19 protein-coding genes and 1 tRNA gene are annotated in these 20,872 nt (G+C 65.7%); 12 read left to right on the top strand and 8 right to left on the bottom strand.

What is annotated here, in order from left to right; translation table 11 throughout:
- Positions 1-71: 71 nt before the first annotated feature.
- Positions 72-3,725: a hypothetical protein gene (locus DR039_RS02020; protein ID WP_111835716.1), complete on the bottom strand. Its 3,654-nt coding sequence runs from the start codon at positions 3,723-3,725 to the stop codon at positions 72-74.
- A 671-nt stretch (positions 3,726-4,396) separates the two neighbouring features.
- Between DR039_RS02020 and DR039_RS11190 the strand changes: the two genes are divergently transcribed.
- The 6 genes from DR039_RS11190 to DR039_RS01990 all read left to right on the top strand — a co-directional run bounded on the left by DR039_RS11190 (position 4,397) and on the right by DR039_RS01990 (position 8,020).
- Positions 4,397-4,573 carry a hypothetical protein gene (locus DR039_RS11190; RefSeq protein WP_170166899.1) on the top strand — a complete coding sequence of 59 codons (177 nt, stop codon included), beginning with the start codon at positions 4,397-4,399 and terminating at the stop codon, positions 4,571-4,573.
- A gap of 53 nt (positions 4,574-4,626) precedes the next feature.
- Positions 4,627-5,403, top strand: a complete 777-nt coding sequence (locus tag DR039_RS02010) for a ParA family protein (protein ID WP_111835714.1) — start codon at positions 4,627-4,629, stop codon at positions 5,401-5,403.
- Positions 5,403-5,786 carry a hypothetical protein gene (locus tag DR039_RS02005; protein ID WP_111835713.1) on the top strand — a complete coding sequence of 128 codons (384 nt, stop codon included), beginning with the start codon at positions 5,403-5,405 and terminating at the stop codon, positions 5,784-5,786. Before DR039_RS02010 ends, DR039_RS02005 begins: the two co-directional genes overlap by 1 nt.
- Positions 5,787-5,984: 198 nt before the next feature.
- A complete protein-coding gene (locus DR039_RS02000; protein ID WP_197719030.1) occupies positions 5,985-6,464 on the top strand; it encodes a hypothetical protein in 480 nt (159 codons plus the stop codon).
- Positions 6,461-7,117: a DUF6036 family nucleotidyltransferase gene (locus DR039_RS01995; protein ID WP_174887822.1), complete on the top strand. Its 657-nt coding sequence runs from the start codon at positions 6,461-6,463 to the stop codon at positions 7,115-7,117. Before DR039_RS02000 ends, DR039_RS01995 begins: the two co-directional genes overlap by 4 nt.
- A gap of 87 nt (positions 7,118-7,204) precedes the next feature.
- Positions 7,205-8,020 carry a tyrosine-type recombinase/integrase gene (locus tag DR039_RS01990; RefSeq protein ID WP_111835711.1) on the top strand — a complete coding sequence of 272 codons (816 nt, stop codon included), beginning with the start codon at positions 7,205-7,207 and terminating at the stop codon, positions 8,018-8,020.
- Positions 8,021-8,134: 114 nt separating this feature from the next.
- Here DR039_RS01990 and DR039_RS11185 read toward each other — a convergent pair whose 3' ends face one another.
- Positions 8,135-8,290 carry a hypothetical protein gene (locus DR039_RS11185; RefSeq protein ID WP_170166898.1) on the bottom strand — a complete coding sequence of 52 codons (156 nt, stop codon included), beginning with the start codon at positions 8,288-8,290 and terminating at the stop codon, positions 8,135-8,137.
- Between the two features lie 282 nt (positions 8,291-8,572).
- Between DR039_RS11185 and DR039_RS01985 the strand changes: the two genes are divergently transcribed.
- From DR039_RS01985 to DR039_RS01975, 3 genes are all read left to right on the top strand, one after another.
- Entirely contained in the window at positions 8,573-9,121 is a 549-nt protein-coding gene (locus tag DR039_RS01985) for a recombinase family protein (protein ID WP_229116735.1), read from the top strand.
- 101 nt (positions 9,122-9,222) lie between these two features.
- Entirely contained in the window at positions 9,223-9,477 is a 255-nt protein-coding gene (locus DR039_RS01980) for a type II toxin-antitoxin system RelB/DinJ family antitoxin (RefSeq protein WP_197719029.1), read from the top strand.
- Positions 9,470-9,748, top strand: a complete 279-nt coding sequence (locus DR039_RS01975; RefSeq protein WP_111835708.1) for a type II toxin-antitoxin system RelE/ParE family toxin — start codon at positions 9,470-9,472, stop codon at positions 9,746-9,748. The genes DR039_RS01980 and DR039_RS01975 overlap by 8 nt, the downstream gene beginning before the upstream one ends.
- A gap of 150 nt (positions 9,749-9,898) precedes the next feature.
- On the opposite strand, the gene DR039_RS01970 is transcribed toward DR039_RS01975, so the two are convergent.
- From DR039_RS01970 to DR039_RS01955, 3 genes are all read right to left on the bottom strand, one after another.
- Positions 9,899-10,015, bottom strand: a complete 117-nt coding sequence (locus DR039_RS01970; protein WP_229116734.1) for a M23 family metallopeptidase — start codon at positions 10,013-10,015, stop codon at positions 9,899-9,901.
- Between the two features lie 664 nt (positions 10,016-10,679).
- Positions 10,680-11,105, bottom strand: coding sequence for a hypothetical protein (locus tag DR039_RS01960; RefSeq protein WP_126622282.1), 426 nt, complete (start codon positions 11,103-11,105; stop codon positions 10,680-10,682).
- 261 nt (positions 11,106-11,366) lie between these two features.
- A complete protein-coding gene (locus DR039_RS01955; protein WP_111835704.1) occupies positions 11,367-11,741 on the bottom strand; it encodes a helix-turn-helix domain-containing protein in 375 nt (124 codons plus the stop codon).
- A 194-nt stretch (positions 11,742-11,935) separates the two neighbouring features.
- On the opposite strand from DR039_RS01955, the gene DR039_RS01950 reads away from it, so the two are divergent.
- The gene (locus tag DR039_RS01950) at positions 11,936-12,247 is read left to right on the top strand and encodes a hypothetical protein (RefSeq protein ID WP_111835703.1); all 312 of its coding nucleotides are present in this window, start codon (positions 11,936-11,938) and stop codon (positions 12,245-12,247) included.
- A 152-nt stretch (positions 12,248-12,399) separates the two neighbouring features.
- Here the strand turns inward: DR039_RS01950 and DR039_RS11730 are convergent, their stop codons facing one another.
- The 3 genes from DR039_RS11730 to DR039_RS01935 form a co-directional block, all read right to left on the bottom strand.
- Positions 12,400-12,657 (bottom strand): helix-turn-helix domain-containing protein, encoded by a 258-nt coding sequence (locus DR039_RS11730; RefSeq protein ID WP_407641264.1) that lies wholly within the window; start codon positions 12,655-12,657, stop codon positions 12,400-12,402.
- Positions 12,658-13,124: 467 nt separating this feature from the next.
- Positions 13,125-13,198: transfer RNA gene (locus DR039_RS01940), tRNA-Met, on the bottom strand.
- Between the two features lie 109 nt (positions 13,199-13,307).
- Positions 13,308-13,523 carry a DUF3107 domain-containing protein gene (locus DR039_RS01935; protein ID WP_111835701.1) on the bottom strand — a complete coding sequence of 72 codons (216 nt, stop codon included), beginning with the start codon at positions 13,521-13,523 and terminating at the stop codon, positions 13,308-13,310.
- 266 nt (positions 13,524-13,789) lie between these two features.
- On the opposite strand from DR039_RS01935, the gene DR039_RS01930 reads away from it, so the two are divergent.
- Positions 13,790-17,437: a UrvD/REP family ATP-dependent DNA helicase gene (locus DR039_RS01930; protein WP_111835700.1), complete on the top strand. Its 3,648-nt coding sequence runs from the start codon at positions 13,790-13,792 to the stop codon at positions 17,435-17,437.
- Positions 17,434-20,865 carry an ATP-dependent DNA helicase gene (locus DR039_RS01925; protein WP_111835699.1) on the top strand — a complete coding sequence of 1,144 codons (3,432 nt, stop codon included), beginning with the start codon at positions 17,434-17,436 and terminating at the stop codon, positions 20,863-20,865. The genes DR039_RS01930 and DR039_RS01925 overlap by 4 nt, the downstream gene beginning before the upstream one ends.
- Positions 20,866-20,872 lie beyond the last annotated feature (7 nt).

The raw sequence follows: 20,872 nt of genomic DNA, 5'->3' as shown, positions 1-20,872 counted from the left end.
GGCTCAGGTTTCTTAGCGGGCGCCAGGCACAGGCCACCTGGCAGGCCAGAACAGTGCTCGGTAGGTCCGCTTCAGCCGCGACGACGCCGTAGCACCAACAGGAAGGCCCCCGAAGCACCCAGAGCAGCGCCCCCGGTCAGCAGCGAGGCCAGTTCCGGTCCCGAGCAAGAACACAGGGCCTTGGCAGCCTTTGTGCTCAGCGCAGCCAAGGTGCCGGGGCGCAGAGACTGCGCGAGGCTGGTCGCACTCGCCGAGCGGGCTTGAACGGAGCGACTTTGGGCAGGGCCCGTGTGGGCGCGCGCCTGAGCTGCACTGAGCTCAGTGTCCGCCCCCAGCCGGCTATGAGCCTTCGTTCCAGCTGCCGCAGAGCGCCGTAAGGGCAGCGGCTCAGCCCCGGCAGGCAGGGAGCTACCCGGGCTGGTGGCAGCTCCCTGAACCTCAGGGGCCGGAGCTTCCTCATCCTCGCTGCGCGTCCCGCCTCCGGTTTCAGCGCCCGTCCCGCCAGTTGTCTGGTCAGCTGGGCCCTCCGTGGTGCCGCCAGCGTCACCGTTAGTGTCACCGTCGGTGCCCTCGCCAGGGTTTTCTCCGCCGCCATCCTGGGGATCCGCAGGCAGAAGGCTTTCCGGAGACTGTGCAGAGGCGGTGGCCGGGGCGCTCGCGGAGGTTTGCGGTGAGGCTGCGGCGGCGTCAGTAGCTTGCGCCGTTGCGGTCGGGCTGGCCGTGGGGCTGGCAATTGAGCCACCTGCAGGCTGAGGGCTGGACGAAGGGACCGCTGTGGGGGTGGCCCCGCTGCTGGCAGCGGACGCCGAGCTGGGGTGGGTGCTGGCGGGTCCCGAGGGGGTGGCAGAGGCCGTGGCGCTGGCAGAAGCTGTGGCGCGGTGGCCCGGTCGTGGCTCTGGTGGCAGCAGGGGTGGGCGCACTGGGGGAGCGAGCTGCAGGCTCGCCGTGGGTTCGGCCGTAGCCTCGTCGTCGTTGGCAGGGCTTGGCTGGGGCGGGAGGTAGGGCGTGGGGGCTGATTGTGGCGTGGGTGCAGGCACCTGCGTGGAGGGAGCTGCAGTGGTTGGGGCTGGGCGCGGCGTGGGAACCGCCTGTGCCGCCGGGCTGGGCTGCGGCGTCGGCGTGGTGGCGTGAGCAGAGGGGCTGGCTGAAGCACTAGGCGCGGGCGACGTCGTCGCCGAGGGGCTGGGAGCAGCGGTGGGCGTGGCGCTGCCTGTCTGGGCGGCAGCGGGAGTGACCGTGCTGGCCTGGCTAGCTGGGGTGCTCGGTGGGGTCGTGGGGAGGCTGGCCGGGTCCACGGCTGGGAAGGTGTAGACGGCTGAGTCCGTGGCCTGCCGGTTCTTGGCTAGCACCAGGACCTGCTTGGCGGACACGGTCATGGTGGCCTGACTGTTTGAGCTGGCCACAGCTTCCCCCAAGCGGCCCCAACTGCGCAGGTCTTGCAGCGCAGAGGTATGCACCTCCACGGTGTTGCTGGCGCCAGAAGCGGTCATGAGGTAGGCGACGCCGTCGCTGACCACTAGCTGCAGCAGGCTGGTGCTGCCGGACAGGCCTTTTGCTGGCAGGTCCTGCAGGACTTTGCCGGTGGCGTCGAGCAGGGTCAACTGGGCGACGCCGGGGGCTGCCGAACGGACCAGGAGGCTGCGTTCCTGGACTCCTTCACCCCAGGTGGCCGCTGCGTGGGCGCGAGTTAGGCCAGGTTTGCTGCTAGTTACTGTCCAGCTGGTCCCTTCCAGGCGCAGTACTTGGGAAGAGTTATCGTCCAGGTGCCCGGCCACAACCGTGGGGGCGGCGCCAGTTAGGGTGAGTGCCGGAGAGACCAAGTGGCCAGGTAGCGCGGGGCCCACCGGCTCCAGGGCGGAACTGGGGTTTAAACGCAGTACTTGGCTATTTTCGCCGTCGGAACCGACCAATGCGTGGAGGGTGGAGCCAAGCGTCTGCAGGACCGGATGGCTGGTGGAGCTGAGGCTGGGATGCTCAGCCACTTGGGTCCATTGGCTGCCGTCGTGGGTCCACAGCACCACCCGAGTGGCGCCCTCGGTGTTGTCTGGCACCAGGAGGTAGAGCTGTTCGCCGAGCCAGGCCAGCGCGGGGGAGCCCCACTGTTTGCCTGCCTCCAGCTCGGGGCCGCCCAGGGAGGCCCAGGTGCCGTCGCTCTGGGTGGCGACGGCCAGGCTGCCGTCGGGCCTGCGGACGGTTACAGCAGCAACGCCCTTGGGGGAGGTGGCGCTGGCTGGCTGGGTGAGGGCATCGACCCTGAGCTCGGCGGCTTGGGGGATAGGGGCCGTCTTCCAGGGGCGGTGGGTGGTGCTGTCGGGTACCTCCAGCGTGAAAGTGATGGAGTCTGCTGACTGCTCGGTGACCTGCACAAGCAGGCCAGTGTTACGGCCTTGGGAGTCGACGATGGCGCCGTCGTCGAGAGTGGCAGAAGGGGCGGCGGAGCCCAGGCGTGAGCGGATGCCGTGGTAGCTGCCACCGACGGCGAAGCGCCCAGTGGGTGCGGTCAGGGCAGCCTCGTTTAGGTGGCCGTCGGCGCTGTGCTGGCTGGTGGCGCCGGGGCGGAAGACGTAGAGGTAGTCGCGGTGGCTACCGTCCGGGGAGGTGATATTGGAGTGCTCGGCGACCGCTGGATTAACGCGGTAGACCAGGAGGCCGGAGCGGGGGATCTGGCGGTCCATGGGGGCTGGTCCAGGCTGGTATTCGCCTTTTTGCCGGTACTCCAGGATGAAGGACTCGCCGTTTGCCTGCCCGGGGGCGATGCGTACGGCCGCGGGGCCAGCAGTGGAGCCAGGGGCGTGCAGGGTGATGGTTTGTGTGCCGGGGGTGGTGGGCAGGCTGTTGATGGTGGTCCAGCCCAGGTCTTCGCGGCTTTGTGCCAGGGGGTATTGGTTGGCGGCTTTGGCCATGGGATCCCAGAGGCCGACCGGTCCGGAGTTTTGCTCACGGCTGGCTTCGTTTCGGTAGAGCGGCTGGAGGCCGAGGGTGCTGAGGTAGGCCTGCTTGATGGTGCTGGGGTTCAGCCCCAGGGTGTAGTCGGGGGAGTCTGCGGTGGTGTGGCGGGCGGGGATGAGGTTGTAGTGGTCGATGCTCAGGTCATCGACGGTAGCTTCCGAGTTGAGACGGGCGTGGTGTGGCCAGAGCAGGGGGGAAGAGGCGGAGATGGGTTCGGTGGTGGGGACCTGGACTAGCACGGAGAGGTTGTCGATTTTGCCGTCCTCGTTGGTGTCCCACTGCTTGGAGTCGGGGGTATTTAGCTCGTCTAAGGCAGTGGCGACGTCCTTGAGCAGTTGAGTGTCCGGGGCTGGCTGCTTGGTCTCATATTCGGCGCGGGTGCAGGGGAGGTCTATGTAGGTGACGTGGGCGCTGGGGCCGGAGGTGCCGGGGGCGTCTTGGGGGAAGAAGGAGGAGACCTTGCGCTGGTTGGCCGAGGCGTGGCGGATATAGGCGTCCAGTGTGAGGGTGGAGGCAAAGTAGGGCTCGTGTTGGTCTGCGTACTCGGATTTGAGCTGGAACCAGCGGCTGAGGTCTGGGCGCACGGGATGCTTGGCGTTGAGGCCGGTTTCTCCGTCACCGATGGTGTCTGCCTTGAACCTGGCGACGACGACGACATTCGCCTCACCGGTGTCCGTGGCAGTGGCTGCCGCTGCAGTGGTGGGGGCCTGAACCGCAGGTAGCACTGCCAGGGAAAGCGTTGAGAGCAGAACGATTGTTCGTGAGCTCTGGTGCAAGGTTTTGCTCCTGTAGTGAGATGACTTCGGGAGCATATCCGATAAGCAACGCCGTATCTAACGAGGATCAATTAGGTTGATTTCATGGGTGCTGCTTGTCTGTTGGGTGGTAGCCGGGTGAGGGATTGGCTTGCTTTCAACAACTAATCGGCTGGCGGTTGGTATTGGCGGGGGTGTGTAGGCGGGGATTCCTGCTGATTGCTGCGTTTTTTGGTGGGCTCAGGATGGTTTCGATTGGGTGACCGCTCGGATACGCAGCAGGGGGCGTCGTCTGGCAGTGCGGCGCCAGGGCTGCGCCGCGCCCTATCTGCCCCGCTCCTCACTCGTTCGGACAACCTTCTGCCATTTGGACAACCTTTCGCGCGGTCGTAGGTTGTCCGGAAGGCGTTTGGTTGTCCGAACGGGGGAGGGTGGTCCGTTGCCGGGCAGGTGTCACGCTGTGGGTTCCTGCGCCTTATGTGCCTGGGAAGCACAAGAGCTCGGCCCCTGCTGGGACCGGGCTCCGTGCCGCTTCGGCGTCAGTGGCGGGGACAGGATTCGAACCTGCGACCTCCGGGTTGCGGCTGCTTGTCCACGGCCTCACGGTCCGCGTCGAGCACGTAGATGTCCTCGTGCGAGTCCGGCTCAGGCAAGCGTTGCAGACATCGCAAGTCATGTTGTCAACACTTGCGATGCAAGCACCGCCAGCAAGCTTGCAGGGCGGCGAGGGAGCCCCAGGGCGCCTCGACGAGCTAGGGGCACTCGAGACCGAGGTCGTGCTGCTCCAGGAGCGCCTCGGCGACGCCGTCCACCTCGCAGACGTCCCATACGAGGACTGGCCCTGGGCACTAGAGGCCCTGCGCGGCTAAGCGGAGCAAAGAGCAACGGATCCCCACATCATCATCACCACGAAGGAGACCATGTGATTCTCGCGATCGCGAACCAGAAAGGCGGGGTCGGCAAGACCTCGACAACCGTCAACCTTGCGGCCACGCTCGTCGCGCGCGGCCAGACGGTCCTCGTCGTCGACGCCGACCCTCAGGCCAACGCCACCACTATCCTCGACGCCGCACCGGGCCCCGGCGAGCCCACGCTCGCCGACGTGCTTGCCGCCGTCGCCTCGGGAGCCGCCAGCACTGGCGCCGCAGCAGCAGCCATCCGCCGCGCAGGACCCTCCTGGCCCGGTGTTGACGTCCTTCCCGCTGCACGCTCCCTCGCCAGCAGGGAGGCCGACCTTGCCCCTGGCCGCGAGCACCGCCTGGCTACTGCCCTCGCTGGCGTCACCGAGCACTGGGGTGCGGTACTGGTCGACTGCCCTCCAGCACTCGGGCTGCTGACCCTCAACGCGCTGGTCGTGGCCGACAAGGTCCTCATCGTCACCGAGCCGCGCGCGTCCTCCGTCGACGGCGTCGCCGAGATCGCGGAGACCATCGGAAACGTGCGCCGCTACTACAACCCGCACCTGGACCTCGCTGGCATCCTTATCAACAGGTACAGGGCTGACCGGCGGGACCGCGCAGCATGGCGCAGCGAGCTGCTAGGCACATACGGCAGCCTCGTCCTCGACCACCCGCTCCCAGAACGGGAGGTCGTGGCCACCGCAGCCACCAACCGTGTCCCAGTCCCCCGCGCGGAGGCGCGCGACTACGCCGCGGCCCTCGACGCCGTCGCCGACGTCCTCACCAGGAAGGAGAACTGATGAAGCCTGCACCCAGGGCCAAGAAGCCCGCCGTCGACCTGGAGGGCCTACGGGCCGCCACCGGCGTGCAGGTCCCGCTTGCCAGCCACCCGGACCCCTCCGTCCCCGACAACGCTGCTAACACCAGCAACGCTGCTAGCGCTGGCAGCGGGGCGGTGCTGCGTCCGATGACGGTGCGTGTGCCCAGTGAGCTGCTCGACAGGGCGCGCTCTGCGTGGCGCAACGCCGCTGCCGAGCCTGGCGGTGACTACCCCAGCTTCCAGGCCTGGGTCACCCAGGCGCTCACCAGGGCGGTAGAGGCCTCGGAACGAGACCACAACCACGGCCGCCCGTGGAAGCCGACACCCACAGGCACTATCCCCACAGGACGGACCGCACGCTGATATCGCTTGCAACGCCTACAATGCTTGCAACGCCCGCATCGCAAGCATTCTCGGCCGCGCACGCCCCGGGCAGGTCAGGCCGTGGCGTCGCGGAGCATCTGGCGCTGGGGCACTCATGTGCGCAAGACTGGTGCCGGTAGCGGTCTAGGCGTGTCATAGCAACGGGAGGGGGCATCCATGGTTTTCCAAGGGACTATCTTGAGCGTCGGCGAGCTCATCGAGCGTGCCAAGGCGGAGCCTGCCCGCCAGGGCCCTGCTAAGCCCGGAGATGACCGCCTCCTGCACACCGCAGCCAGTGACGCCGCCGAAGGTGCGAGCCTGCTGCGACTGGGTGGCAGCCTCACTGACGTGTGGCGCTTCAGTGTCATCCAGGCCTTGGACGACTACACCTCCACGCTCCGGCGCGGGGGGAGGGGACTGGGGGCGAGGTTCTTCGCCGCTGAGCCTGCCCCTACCGGCGCAGCCGAGGTCGACGCCGCCTTCGCCGCGCTGGCGGAGTATCTGGCTGAGCGCGACGGCTGGCAGCCGCCCGCCTGGGCCGACCAGCCCTGGCGGGTCACCAGCAACTGGTACCCCGACGTCATCTCCTGGGAGCGTGACGAGGCCCGCCGCACGAGCCCGCGGGCCTTCCGCCGTCGGGGTATCTACATCACGCCTAGAGGGCTGGAGAGGGCATGAGCAACCACGGCCCCGAGCTCGACGCCACCACGATTAACGGGCTGCTGGGCGCTCTCTCGGCCCGCCTCGCCGAACGCGGAGAGAGCGCCCAGCTCTTCGTGGTCGGTGGGGCGGCCATGGCCCTGGCTTATGACCGTGCCCGCTCCACCCGTGACCTGGACGCCGCCTTCGAGCCCAGCCCCGTGGTGAGGGAGGTCGCTGCGGCAATCGCAGCCGAGAACGGGCTGGAGGAGGACTGGCTCAACGACGCTGCTAAGGGATTCATGCCCGGTGCTGACGCTGGTGCCCGCACCGTCTACGAGTCCGAGAACCTCCTGGTCCAGGTGCCCTCGCCCCAGTACCTGCTCGCCATGAAGGTCCACGCCGGCCGCACTGAAAAGGACATTGAAGACGCCGTTCTCCTCTACCGTATCGCCGGTTACACCAGTGCTGACCAGGTGATCGACCTCCTTGAACGCACCTACCCGCCCCGTCTCCTCCTGCCACGCCACCAGTACATCGCTGCTGACGTCGCCCAGCGGGCCACGCAGCTCGACCGCACCCGCCGCCTCCTCGACATCGTCACCCCACCACGGACAGCGGCCCGTACCTCACATTCCGAGACGCCACGCCGCCCTGAGCCACCCTCCAGGCAGCGCGGGCTGACCCTTTGAAAGAGCGCCGTAGGACCAGGGCCAGGCGGCGAGGCGTGTCCCCAGACTCTTAGCCGCCGCCTACAAGGGGCACCACGATCGTGGGACATGAGCACAACACCTCCGGTCCCTGACACCTGGGACGAGCCGATCCGCCACTTCGAGGTCACCATGCGCGCCGCTGGACGACGCGAGGCCTCCATCCAGACGCGCTTGCGCCACGCGCGGTACCTCGCCCGTACCATCGACTCCTCTCCCAACGACGTCGACAGCCGGTGCCTGCTGGAGTGGGCAGCACGCCAGCACTGGGCGCCCGAGACCCGGCACGCCTACTACGTCACCTTCCGCCAGCTCTTCGAAGTCGTCGGATCCGACGCAGCAGAGGGCCTGCCTGCTGTCAGTCGGCCTGTCCCACCGCCGCACCCCACGCCCGAGGCCGTCTATCGCCTTGCTCTGACGAAAGCTGACGAGCGCACGCGCACCATACTCATCCTGGCCTGCTCGCTCGGACTGCGTCGCTCCGAGATCGTACAGGTCCACAGGGAAGACCTTTTGGAGGACCTGGTCGGCACCAGCCTGCGCGTGCACGCCAAAGGCGGCCATGACCGCGTCGTCTTCCTCACCAGCGAGCTCGCCAGCCTAATCCGCACTACGACCTCACGCAACAGTGAGGGCTGGCTGCTGTCCAGCCGCGAAGGCGGACACATCTCCCCCCGCTGGGCCTCCAAGCTCGCCAGCCGCGTCCTACCACCCGGCTGGAGCCTGCACAGCCTCCGTCACCGCTTCGCCACCAAGGCTTACGGCGTCGATCGGGACATCCTTGCCGTTCAGAGGCTCCTGGGGCACTCCTCCGTGGCCACAACCCAGCGCTACGTCGCCCCACCCGACGACGCCATGCGCCGTGCCGTCGCGCAGGCAGCCTAAGGAACTACCTGGCCTTGCATGCAGGCACCTGAGGCCTGACAAGAGTGTGTTTGTGGGGCATAATGGTAGGGAGCCACCCGGTTGCATCCTGGGTGGCTCCCCGAGGTAGGCGGCTCAGTCGAACCACTTACCGAGGGCATCCAAAAGGACACTGACGGCCCGGATAAGGCGAGCGCTAGAGTTGACCAGTGCGCTCACTTTCCGGGCCGTTTCCTTGTCCTGTTGGACTTTCTTGCCCTTACCCTTGCCCTTGGGCTTGGGATTGGACATGGCCCTCACCTCCTCCCTGGCTCCTTTCCTCCCCGGCCGGACACTGGGTGATCCGGGGGAAGGTGCCGAAGAAGGCTCACCCAGCCTAGCGGGAGCGGTTGGCTGCTCTTTGAGCCTGGGACGTGAGTGCACCTCTGATGGCGCTGGGTGCTGTTCAGAATGGACCCCTTTAGGACACCCCACCCAATCACCGCGACACGCCGAGCACAGCGCGTCCAAAACCCGCGTCCAAAACACCTCCCGTGGCGACGACATCGCACGGGGAAGCGTCATGATGGGGTAGTGACCACCATCGGCTACGCGCGTGTCTCTACCCCTGATCAGTGTCTAGATCTTCAGCTCGACGCTCTGGTGGGGGCCGGGTGCACCCGCGTGCACACCGACACCGCCTCCGGCGCCCTGGCCGCCCGCCCGGGCTTGGAAGCAGCCCTGGCCAACCTCAATGCCGGCGACACCCTGGTGGTGTGGCGCCTGGACCGCCTGGGGCGATCCCTGCCCCACCTAGTGGCCACAGTCGAGGAGCTCCACGCCAGGGCAGTGGCCCTGCGCAGCCTGCATGAGGCCATCGACACCACTACCGCCACAGGCCGCCTCATGCTTAACGTTTTCGCGGCCCTGGCTGCCTTCGAGCGTGACCTGGTCGCTGAGAGAACCGCTGCGGGGCTGGCGGCTGCCCGCCGCCGGGGCACCACCCTGGGCCGGCCCAGCGTGTGGAGCCAGGACAAGGCCGAGGCCGCAAGCGTCATGCTGGCCGGCGGGGCCAGCGTCGCGGCCGTCGCCCGCGCATTGGGGGTCTCACGCGCCAGCGTCTACCGTCACGCCCAGCCATAACACGGGCTCACTATCGGAAGGTTGACGGGCGCGGGGCTACCTCAACCTCCCCAAGTGGAGTACAATAGTAGTACAAACAGATGACAAGCGGAGGTCGAGTGATGGAATTGAACACGCGTATCCAGGTGCGCACCAACAGTGAGCTTAAGGAACGGGCGACGAGAACTTTGGACCGGATGGGGATTGACATGCCCACTGCGATCAACATGTTCCTCAACCAGGTGGTCCATGACCAGGAATTGCCTTTCCAGCCTCATCTGACCCCTTACGCTGACGCGATCTTGGAGGCCGAGGCAGAAGAGACGATCACGGTCCGTGACCTTGACGAGCTGATGGACGTCATCAACCGTGCCTGAGCGCCAGATCGCTTACCGGCCCGCTTTCCTGCGCGACGTTAAGCGCCTCAAGCGTAAGCATTACGACATGGAAGCGCTTAAGACTGCGATCCAGGCTGTAGCTGAACGCCGCACCGACTGGCTTAAGCAGCACCGTGACCACCAGCTCACCGGCAACCTTTCCTCTTACCGTGAGTTGCACATCATGGCCGACTGGCTTGTCCTGTACGCCATCAACGAAGACGGCACCCTTGTCCTTGCTCGCACAGGCAGCCATGATCAACTCCTTTAGGACTAGGTGACTGGTTCTTTCAGGCAGTTGGGCAGTGCCTGGATCTACGGCTAGCGCTTGCCGATGGGGCGAGGGTGGCCGCAAGGTTGACGGTGGGGGAGGTCTTTACCTCTCCACCCAATAACGTCCCCGCAGCCGGAAAAAGGGACATCACCTCAAGGGGACTCCGCGTTGGGCCATGAACGGGACGGGGTCTGTGGGGACACCGTCCCGGCGGACCTCGAAGTGGAGGTGGCATGCTGTTGAGCGGCCGGTGGAGCCGACCACAGCGATCCGTTGGCCCGCAGTGACGGTGTCACCAACGCCTCATCCGCACTCATCCGCGACAGCTCACGACCCCGCCGGATCGCAGTAGCCAACTGCTTGGGAGCGGCCTGCCACAACGAACGCCCCAAAGTCTCCACCACCGGACCAACCCAGCCAGACTCCATTGCCTGCTCAATCAACTCCCGCAAGCCTTCATCGTCGTCTACACCCACAGCCTCACCCTCCGAGGCAAAGTCCGGCACCTCGAAGACCATCACCGCCTCACCAACCGGGCGAACCACCGGAGCTGGAACCAGCGAGACCAAGTTCGCGGCCTGATGACCCCCACAACGGTGACGACGACGCACCAACACCCCGTCATCCTCCAACTCAGCCAAAGCCCGCTTAACCGAGCGCTCAGGTCGCATCGACTCCTGAACCAGCCAGTCCACCGACACGATCATCTCCCTGCGCCAATCCGCCAACCCAGCCAAAACCTTGATCACCGCAGCCTGTGTCGCGCTCAAACCCACCAGCGAGCGAGCCCACACCCTCCACGGACGCGGACCATCCTCAGCCACCGCAGGGATCCGCGCCCTCCTGGCGCCGGCATAAACACTCATCACAAACACCTCTTCAGGAACTCATAGGGAAAACGGGGAATCAACAGCCCTAAAGCGGGGCTTCAAGCAGCACCAGTGGCTCCCTCGCCACCAGAGCGCAGCCGCTCACCAGCAGCCCGCGCCAGCTCTACCCTGCTCGCGCCAGGCATCTCAAGAGCCACCTGGGCCAAAGCCCGCTCAAACACCAGATCACGGTGCCGTGGGCGTGGACCTGGTCTAGCTAGCTCGTCACTACGCCGACGAGCTAGCGCGTGGAGCTCGTCCTCACTCAGCCCCAGCTCACCCACACCGGGCGCCAGAGCAGGGTCCGCGTTGCGTTCCAGGCGTGAGGCAACCAACGACGACATCCGGCCCACCTTGGGCGGCAGCGGCTGATCCATCACCCGCCGGAGCTGGGACGGGGACCAGCCCGCCCCCAGACGCTCACGCAGCAGACCCACCACCATGGCCAGCCCTGCTGGGTCCAGTGCCCGCATCGACTCCGGCAAACACCGCCCCACCAGCACCAGGTCCTCAGCCGAGCCCCCCGACCAGGCCGCCCAGCAGCACCAGCCCCGGGACCAGCCGCGCCAGCGGCCAAGCCCCCCACACAGGCCTCGTCGATCTGCCCCGACCTGACCGAACCCAACCGGCCCTCATCCACACGATGCTCGGCCGGTGAGGTACAGGACTGGTCTGGTTTGGTTTGGTGGTTCTTACTGGTGGTTCTTATATGCAACCGGACATCAGTGTCCGGTTGCAGGAGGACATCAGTGTCCGGTTGCCGCAATACCGCCACTATCCAAGGCCTGTGCATTTTTATGCACTCCCTGGTCCTCGCAACCGGACAAATTGTCCTGTTGCTCTGATTCCAAGGAAAACCCAACGTTGAGGTAGTACAGGTTGGAACGGCGCCCATGCGTGGAAGAGCGCGCCTCGACGCGCAGTAACCCCATGCCCTCCAAACGGTTGAGGATCCGTCGCACGTTGCGGTCAGTCTGCCTGCTCTTGCGCGCCAAGAAAGCCTGCGACGGCCAACAAAACCCGTCATCATCGGCAGCGTCAGCCAACGCCAAGAGAACCAAGGTCTCCGACGGCCCAAGGTCCTCAAGGGTCCACACCCAGTTCATCGCCAAAATACTCATCTCGCACCACCTCGGTTCGTGTCAGTGGTTGACTGGACAGTGGGTGGGTGGGAGAACGCCCTGCCAGACGCCCTCCCACCCGGGGCTCGCGACACTTCACCGTCGCTAGGCCCACAGGGGCGGGCAAACCATTTACCCAAACCCGTGAGGTGACGACGGACCGACCGCCGCACCCCAAGCAAGGAGTAGTCCCTATGGCAACTTTCAAGCTGAGCGCCGACAACCGGGAATGGCTCGTGGACGACAAGCACCTGCAAGACACCTACGCCATGCTTGACGAGATCCAACGGCGGGGCCACGGTGTCTTGTGGCTTCTCGATCTCGAAGGAGAAGAGACCTTCCTCTACCTCAGTAGGCACACCCCTGTTGCCATCACGTTCAACAGCTACGCAATGAGCGTGGCCATACGCGACAACCTCCCAGTCGAGTACAGACAGCATCCTGAGGACCAACAACCACTGGAACCCGGCCCCCGCCAGAGCGAACCAATCGTCTCCGAAGCCTGAATCCGGCTCACGAGTCACTGCTACTCCCACACTGCGCCCGTACCCGGCAGAGTGGGAGTAGCAGCGCCGAGCGCTCATACGCACTGGTGCCACCGCCAAGGAATCCGCTTCCTCAACTGACACCACACGCTCCGCCCCACCGCCAGCACTCATTACCGACCACCACCAGCAAGAGACTCCGACGATGGCCACGACAACACCGGCTGCCCCGGCAGCACGTCATAGCTAGTTCGAGTTGGAGGGTGCGTGGGAGCGTGGGCAGGCTGCATTAGGGAATCCAGGTCTGAACGTCGGATCAGGTAGCGGTCATTCGGCAATACGCGCGCTGGAAGGGCACCGTTCCTGATCCAGCGTCTAACTGAGTCAACACTCGTGTTTGGCAGGAGAGTCGCAACCTGGGAGGGCGTCATCCAAGCGCCATCTGCATCGGCTTGCATGTAGTGCATATTCGAGGACATGAGAAAACTCTAGAGTGCATGAGAAGTAACGTCAATACATCTATTGCATGTAGTGCATGTAGTGCATGTAGTGCGTTAACGTTGAGTCATGAGGACGACACCGCCCACACGGGCCGCCTACAACGAAGCGTTAGGGCTGACGGTCAATCAGATACTTTTTGAGCGACGGATTACCAGGAAGGATTTGGGTGAACACTTCGGTGTCGGGCAGTCCGTAATCAGCCGGAAGTTACGTGGGCAGGTCTCTTGGACCGCAGAGGAGCTCTCGATTATGGCCTCGCTCTTTGGGCTGACGCTCGATGCTTTCGCGCCGACTCGTGCGGTTGACGGGTCGTGGGTCCCTGCGCCTTATGTGCCTGGGAAGCACAAGAGCTCGGCCCCTGTTGGGACCGAGCTCCGTGCTGCCGCTTCGGCGTCAGTGGCGGGGACAGGATTCGAACCTGCGACCTCCGGGTTATGAGCCCGGCGAGCTACCGAACTGCTCCACCCCGCGGCGATGGCTAGAACTCTAGACTGCCGCTCCCGTCAACTCCAAACCCCGCGCGCGTGCCTTTCCTCACCGGCATGTGACCGGCCTGACGGCGTCGCCGCAGCCGCTGACCTCACAGACCAAAGCCCACGCGGCGCGGCTCGACTTCGCCTAACTCCACATAGGCGAGGGAACCAGCGGGCACAAACACTTTGCGGCCCTTGTCGTCAGTCATCACAATGTCGCCGGTGGCCGCGCCGCTGAGGCGAGAAAGAACCTCGTCCTGGGAGTCGGAAGTCTCCAGGGTGAGTTCGCGGGTGGAGTGCTTGATGCCGATGGTGACCTTCACGGTGCCTCCTTCTGTGCGCCGCGCCGTGCTTGTAGACGCCGCGCGTGTCATGGGTTCCGAGACCAGCCTAAGGTCTTGGCGGCTGCATGCTGACCGCCCTCACCCTAGCTAGGCCCGGTTTCGCAGCGCGCGGACGCTAAAGCTGCAAGCTTTGGTGGCTTGGGTATCAGGCGACGCCGTCGCCCCGCAAAGGCATAGCCGAGCTTGTTCCAGTTCTTACGGGCTGTGCACGCGATAGTGTCACAGGTCCGTGGTGTCATGGAGTCATGTCCATCCAGACCGTCGCGCCCACCGTTGGGCTGCTTCCGCCCCAGCCCTTGGAGCCTTTGCCTGCGCTGGACAAGGCAGGCAGTCAGGTGCTGCAGAGTGTCAAGAGTGGGGGGAACCTGGTGGTCTTGGGGGCCGCTGGCACCGGCAAGACCACCGTGGCACTGCACGCCCTGGCCGACGCCGTCGCCGTCGGGAGGGAAGCGGTGCTGCTGTCTCCCACCCGCGCCCGAGCGGACCGCCTACGTGAACGTGCGGCAACGGCGCTAGACCAAGCCGGGCCTGGCTCAGGCAAAGTGCGGGTGCGCACCCCTACGCGCCTAGCCCTGGACATCTTGACCATCTACCTGACGCGGCGCCCCAACCCTCTGCCTCCACCTGTTCTGCTCGCCGGTCCGGAGGAGGACGCAGCTTTAGCTGAAATCCTGGGGACTGTCACCTGGCCAGACCTGCCGCCGGAGGCGATCGAGTCCCGCGCCTTCCGCAACGAGCTGCGCAATATCCTCGCCCGCGCTGGCGAGCTTGGCGTCGGTGCAGAAGAGCTGGCTGAGTTGGGCCGGGTACTGGATGTGCCTATCTGGGCGCCAGTCTCTGCTCTGCTGCGGACCTGGGACGCGCAAGGACGGGCCTCCGCCAGCAGACGCTCAGAAGTCCGCAAGGTGGACCCGGCTCGCTTGCAAGACCGGGCGGCCGAGGCTCTGCGCGACTGGCACCTGGAGGACATTCTGGAAGCTGCGCCGGTGCCAGAGCTGGTGATTGTGGATGACTACCAGGACTGCACTGCCGCCACCGCCAGGCTCCTGAGCCAACTCACTCAACCTGACGCCCAAGGGCACCGCTCCCAGATGCTCGTCTTGGGTGACCCAGATGTGGCCGTGGAAACCTTCCGCGGAGGAGCTCCCAGTCTCTTAGCCGAGGCCCAGTCAGACAGCACGCTTGCCGCACAGCGACTGGTGTTGACCACCCGTCACCGCGGCAACGAGGCCCTATTGGGCGTGTGGCAAGACCAGGCCGCTCGCGTGCCGGTCACCGGTAAACCTGACTACCGGCAGGCCCCAATCCAGTCTGCAAGCGGGCAGCAACCAGGCGAGCCCCTGCAAACTGCCCCCATGACTGGCGCGTCGCAGGCCCCTGGTGCCGCGAAGCTGGCCGCTAGCATCAACGGCGGTAAACGCTCCGGTGAGCAGGCCCCCGGCGCCATGGCGTCGGCACTCACCAGGCCAACATCCATCAGGCCAGCGCCCACAGGAGTGGAGGCCGTACTTGCATCTTCCCCAGTTCAGGAAGCTGCCCAGGTCGCCCGGGTCCTGCGGACTGAGCATGTGCACCACTTGACGCCTTGGGGACAGATGGCGGTGGTAGTCCGCTCCACCGGCATACTTCAGGCCGTTGCTGGGGAACTTCGACGCCGAGGCGTGCCCTTGGCCGCCGTCACCCCTGCCGTCCTGTTGCGCGCTGAACCCGCTGCCGCAGCTCTCCTGGCCGTCGCGCGGGCGGCTTTGGAGGATCAGCTCGGCAAGCCAGGCAGCACGCTTCCGGAGCACGGCAGCATCATGACCCTGCTGAGCAGCCCCCTGGTGGGCCTGTCACAGCTGGACTTGCGGCGTCTACGGCGTCACCTCAGAGATGGCCAAGCGGCGGAATCCAGCCCTGATCAGTACCTGCTTGAACTCGTGGGCGACGACTCAAAGGCCGCAGAACTTGCCCGTGACTTGGATGGCACTGCGCTGCGCAGCCAAGCCGAGTTGCTCGCTCGCGCCGCCAGGATCGTGGCGGCTGTGCGTCGCCAGCTGGGGACTGCCGTTCAAGATTCGGGTGCTGACGGATCAGCCCAGGGGAGTGGGCCTGATGTGGAGTCACTCCTGTGGGCCGCATGGGATGCCTCCGGCTGTGCGCAGTGTTGGCAAGCCACTGCTCTCGGCCTGCCTGAACCTCAGCCCGCCCAGCCCAACAGTGCTGCTGGCCCGCCCAGCACCTCCAGTGATTTCAAGCCAAGCCCTCGGCTTGCTTCGCCAGCTCAACCCAGTTCATCCCGCCCTGCCCAAGTGGACGAACTGCTGCAAGAAGCCGCCGAGCACAATCTGGACGTCGTCACCGCGCTGTTCAAACGCGCTGAGATTTGGGCTGAGCGCCACCCCGGTGCCCCCGCCAGGGACTTCCTGGCAGAGCTCTCCGCCGAGGTCCTGCCCTCTGACTCCGTGGCCCCACACGGCATCCGCCCCGAAGGAGTACAGGTCCTCACCCCTGCCAGTGCAGCCGGAGGCGAATGGGAGCTGGTCGTAGTCATGGGCTTGTGCCGGGACTCCTGGCCGGACCTGCGTTTGCGCGACTCCCTAACCCGCTCCGGGCTCCTAGTCGACGCCGTCACTGGGCGCCTGCCGCTCGGCCCCGATGGCTTCCCTAAAGCCGAGCTAGAGCCGACAAGCGCTCCCGCCCAGGTGCGCGGTGATGAAAGGCGCATGCTGCTGGCTGCCCTCACCCGGGCCCGCCGTCGCCTCCTGGTCACCGCCGTCGCCGACTCGGATAACGCGCCTTCCGCATTCATCATGGAAATCGCCCAAGCCGCCGGAACCCCTGTGCTGGATGCTGACGGTGAGCCGATCATCCAACCCGACGTCGGCGACCTGACCCTGAGTGGCCTGGTCTCTGAACTACGCCAAGCACTCGTTGCCGGAAACCTGCCAGAGGCCAAGCAATCGGCTCGTGAGCACGCTGGCGCCGCGGCGCGCCTCCTAGCCGAACTAGCGCAACAGGGTGTCACCGGCGCTGATCCTGGGAAATGGCTCGGGGTGAACGCCCCTTCAACCATGGCCCCCCTGGTAGCACCGGGACAGCCCGTACAAGTCAGCCCCTCAGACGTAGAATCCCTCACCGCCTGCCCCCTGCGCTGGTTCTTGCAACGCAATGGCGCTGGCGCGCCCCCCTCCGCCGCTCAACAACTCGGAAACCTGGTGCACCAAGTAGCGGAAGAGGCAGAACTGCAGGACCTCGGGCGGCAGCAACTACTAGACCGCTTCGAATCCTTGCTACCCAGCCTCGGCTACCCCGAAACCTGGCTCGGGCAGGTCGCCAAAGCACAAGCCCGCGCCATCGCGCAGCGCCTAGCCACCTACCTGGACTCCACGCCTGGCAAGGCCAAAGTAGAAGCACGCGTGCGCGCGGAGATGCTCCTGTCCCCACCCGCCGGGCAAGACGGACCAACTGTTCCAGTGCTGATCACCGGAAAAATCGACCGCCTTGAAGCCCAGCCCGGAGAAAGCCCAGCCCCCCAAGGAAAAGTCCGCCTCATCGACCTCAAGACCGGCCAACGCGCCTACGCTGACCCCAGCCACCACCCCCAGCTGGCCACCTACCGGCTGGCTCTAGAAGCCAATGGCTATGAAGTCGACGGCGCCGCCCTAGTCCTGCTCGGAAAAGAACCTCCCAAACGCGACGGCGGAGCCCCAGTCCTAGCGCCAACTGGGGCAGCCCTGGCCCCCAACCCAGACCCCGAAACCGGGGAGGACTGGGCCCGCGCCCTGCTGCGCCAAGCCGCGATTGCGGCCAGCGGCTCCAGCCTGGAAGCCCGCACCGGAGAGCAATGCCGCAACTGCACGGTTAAGGACTCCTGTCCCATCCAGCCCGAAGGCCGCAGGACCATCGCATGAACACCCCTAACACCAGCCCCACCGCCCCAGGCCGTGAACTCAGCCCAGAGGGCCTCGCCCAGGCGCTTGGCATGCATGCGCCCACACCGGAACAATCCCGCGTAATCGCCCATCCGCTTTCACCGCTGCTAGTAGTGGCCGGCGCCGGTTCCGGCAAAACCGCCACCATGAGTCAGCGCGTTGTCTATCTGGTGGCTTCCGGCCAAGTCCGCCCAGACCAGGTGCTGGGCCTGACCTTCACCCGCAAAGCCACCGCAGAACTAGATCAACGCGTGGGCACACGGCTGTCTCAACTCGCCGCCTCCGGCCTGACGCCAGCAGTCGCGGAGGCTTCCGAGCCCACTATCTCCACCTACAACGCCTTCGCCGGCAGCATTGTGCATGAGCACGGGCTGCGCGTCGGCGTCGCCCCAGACTCCACCCTCATCACCGAGGCACGCGCCTGGCAGATAGCCAACCGACTCGTAGAATCCTGCACCGAGCCGCTGCCGGTTGAGAAAGCCAACTCCGCCACCAGCCTGCTGCTCCGACTAGACGGCGCCCTGTCCGAAAACCTGCTGACCGCCCCAGCCGCGGCAGAGCAACTAGCGGATTTAGAGGAGTTCTTCACCGGCCTGGTCAAAATCCGGGGCCTGAAAAGCCTGGTCGGCAAAACTCCAGAGAAACTCGCCACCCGACGGCAGATTCTCGCCCTGGTGCAGGACTACCGGGATTACAAGCGCAGGCATGCACTGCTCGACTTTGGCGACCAGATCGCACTGGCCTGCCAGATCTGTGAGACCGTTCCCGAGGTCGCCAGCAGGCTGCGCAGCCAGTACCCAGCGGTGCTACTCGACGAGTTCCAAGACACCTCAGTAGCCCAACTGCGCCTACTCTCCGCCCTTTTCGCAGGTCAAGGCGTCACCGCAGTAGGCGACCCGAATCAAGCAATCTACGGCTGGCGCGGCGCCAGCGCCGGAGCCCTGGACACCTTCCACCAGCGCTTCAACCCAGCTGGCACCGCCGCTGCGCAGGCCGGCGCAGACCCCCACCTGCACACCCCCGTGCTGCCCCTGTCTACCGCCTGGCGCAATGACCGCCGCATTTTGGCCGCCGCTAACCAAACCTCCAGCCCACTGCGCAACCACCAGCCCCAAGCTGGAGACCCCGTCACCGCGCATATTCCTGTGGCAGCACTCGCTGAGCGCCCAGCAGCCACTGGACTTGAAGCTGGGCTAGTCCTCGGAGCCTTCCTGCAGGACCCCCTCCAGGAGGCAGAACACATTGCCGCCTTCATGGAGGAGCACTGGACACCAAGCGCCGAGATGGCGGTCCTGTGCCGCACCCGTGACCAATTCACCCCGGTGGCCCAGGCCCTAGAAGCCCACGGCCTGCCCTATGAAGTGGTGGGATTGGGCGGAATGCTGAGCGTCCCAGAAGTCGCAGACATCCGCTCCCTGCTGACCATCGCGCTCGACCCCGAACGCGGCGACCGGCTTATGCGCCTGCTGACCGGCAGGAGCGTCGGAGTCGCCGACCTCAAAGCCCTGAGCCGCCTGGCCCGCCAGCTCGTGCGCAAACCCGCTCGCCCAGCCCCAAGCACTCCAAAGTCCCTAAACACCCCAAACGCTCTAGATGGCGCCCCACTTGCTGCAGACGGTGCACAAGCTGTCAGCCCCAACAGCACCCCTAATCCCGACGACGGCCAAGACCAGCCACTCCTCGCCGAAGCTTTAGAACTACTCACCAGACAAGTCGACCAAGCCCCCGGCACCGCGCAATTTGACGGAAACCAGCCGCAGGCTGCAGGCCTTAGCGAAGCCGGACGTAAACTCGCCGTCGACCTGGGGCGGGCTATCAGGCGCGCCCGGGCCGCCACGAACCTCGCCCTGCCAGACCAAGTAGTGCTCGCTGAACGGGCTCTTGGCCTAGACATTGAGGTGGCAGCTCGGGTGGGCGACCCGCTTGGACGCCGTGCCCTAGATGCCTTCCGCGCCACCGCTGAACAGTTCTCAGCTGAGATGGAGGCCCCCACTCTGGCCGACTTCCTGGCCTGGCTGGACACCGCGGAAGAACGCGAATCTGGCTTTGCCGCACCAGAGCTTGAACCCGAGCCCGGAGCTATCCAGATCCTCACCATCCACGCCGCCAAGGGCCTGGAATGGGACACCGTCAGCGTCTGTGGTCTCAATGAGCAGGTTTTCCCCTCCTACCGCAGCACCCCAACTCAAGACGGCACACTCAGCACCTCCGGCTGGATGACCAGCGCTGAAGAATTCCCACACCCACTGCGCGCCGACGCCGAAACCCTGCCGCCCTTTGAACTAGGCCTGCTGGAGCCAGGCAGCACAGACAAAGACACAGCCAAAGAGCTACTGACCCAATACCAGGCGGCTCTGGGCAGACACCTTTTGGCTGAAGAACGCCGACTGGCCTACGTCGCCTTTACCCGGGCTCGCCACCACCTACTGCTGACCGGCTCCCACCTGGCTAAAAGTGCCAGCAAGCCCCGCCCCATGTCCCGCTTCCTAGCCGAGCTTCTGCGGCGCGGCCTGGTGGAGCCCTACGCAGACGGCTGGACCGAGCTCGATCCAGAGGCCCTCAACCCCCTCAGCGCCACGCAAAGCACGGGCCTGTGGCCCCACGAAAGTATCCCGGGCAGTCGAGAAGCTCTGCTGCACCAGGCTCGGCAGCGCGCAGCCCAGGCTGTCAATACCGCCCGGGCCGCTGGCTCGCATGAACCGCAGCCTGCCAGCACCGACGCCGTCGTAAACCGCTGGCGCCAGGAAGCGGCACTGTTGCTGGCTGAACGCAGCCGCCAAGAAGACGCCTGGCCCGCCGTACACCTGCCCGCCCACCTGGCTGCCACCAAGATTGATGACCTGCGCCAGGATCGCGCCCAGTTCGCTTTGGCGCTACGACGCCCCCTGCCACCGCGGCCCAGTCCCAGCAGCCGTTTGGGAACCGTCTTTCACGACGCCGTCGCTCAGCATCTGGCAGCCCAAGCTGGGCTCATTAGCCTGCAGGAGGCCGGCGTCCCCGAGACCCTTGCTGCGGCCGACCGGCGCAAGATCCAGGAGTGGCTGCAAGTGGCCAGCTCACTGCCCTTGCTGGCTGGCTACCAACTAGAACAGACCGAGACTGAGCTTGAGCTAACCCTGGCGGGCGTGATCGTGCGTTGCCGTATGGACGCGGTCTTTAAGCGCGGGGAGCAGGACTGGCTGATTGTCGACTGGAAAACCGGTACTCAAGCCGTGCCCATCGAACAGCTCAGCATTTACGTCCACGCCTGGGCCCGCGCCATGGGTGTGGAGCCCGCAACTGTGCGGGCCGCATATGTTTACGTGGCGCAAAAAGACCCGGCCAAACAGGTCCAAGAACTCACAGCGGAGCAACTTCTGCCGCTGACGGAACTCTTAAGCGCACTCCGCCTAGACCCAGAGCTTTGAGGCCCAT

This window comes from Actinomyces bovis (assembly GCF_900444995.1).
Lineage (GTDB): Bacteria > Actinomycetota > Actinomycetes > Actinomycetales > Actinomycetaceae > Actinomyces > Actinomyces bovis.
Note: the sequence above shows the minus strand (reverse complement) of the source record. Positions and strands in the feature narration are given on the sequence as shown.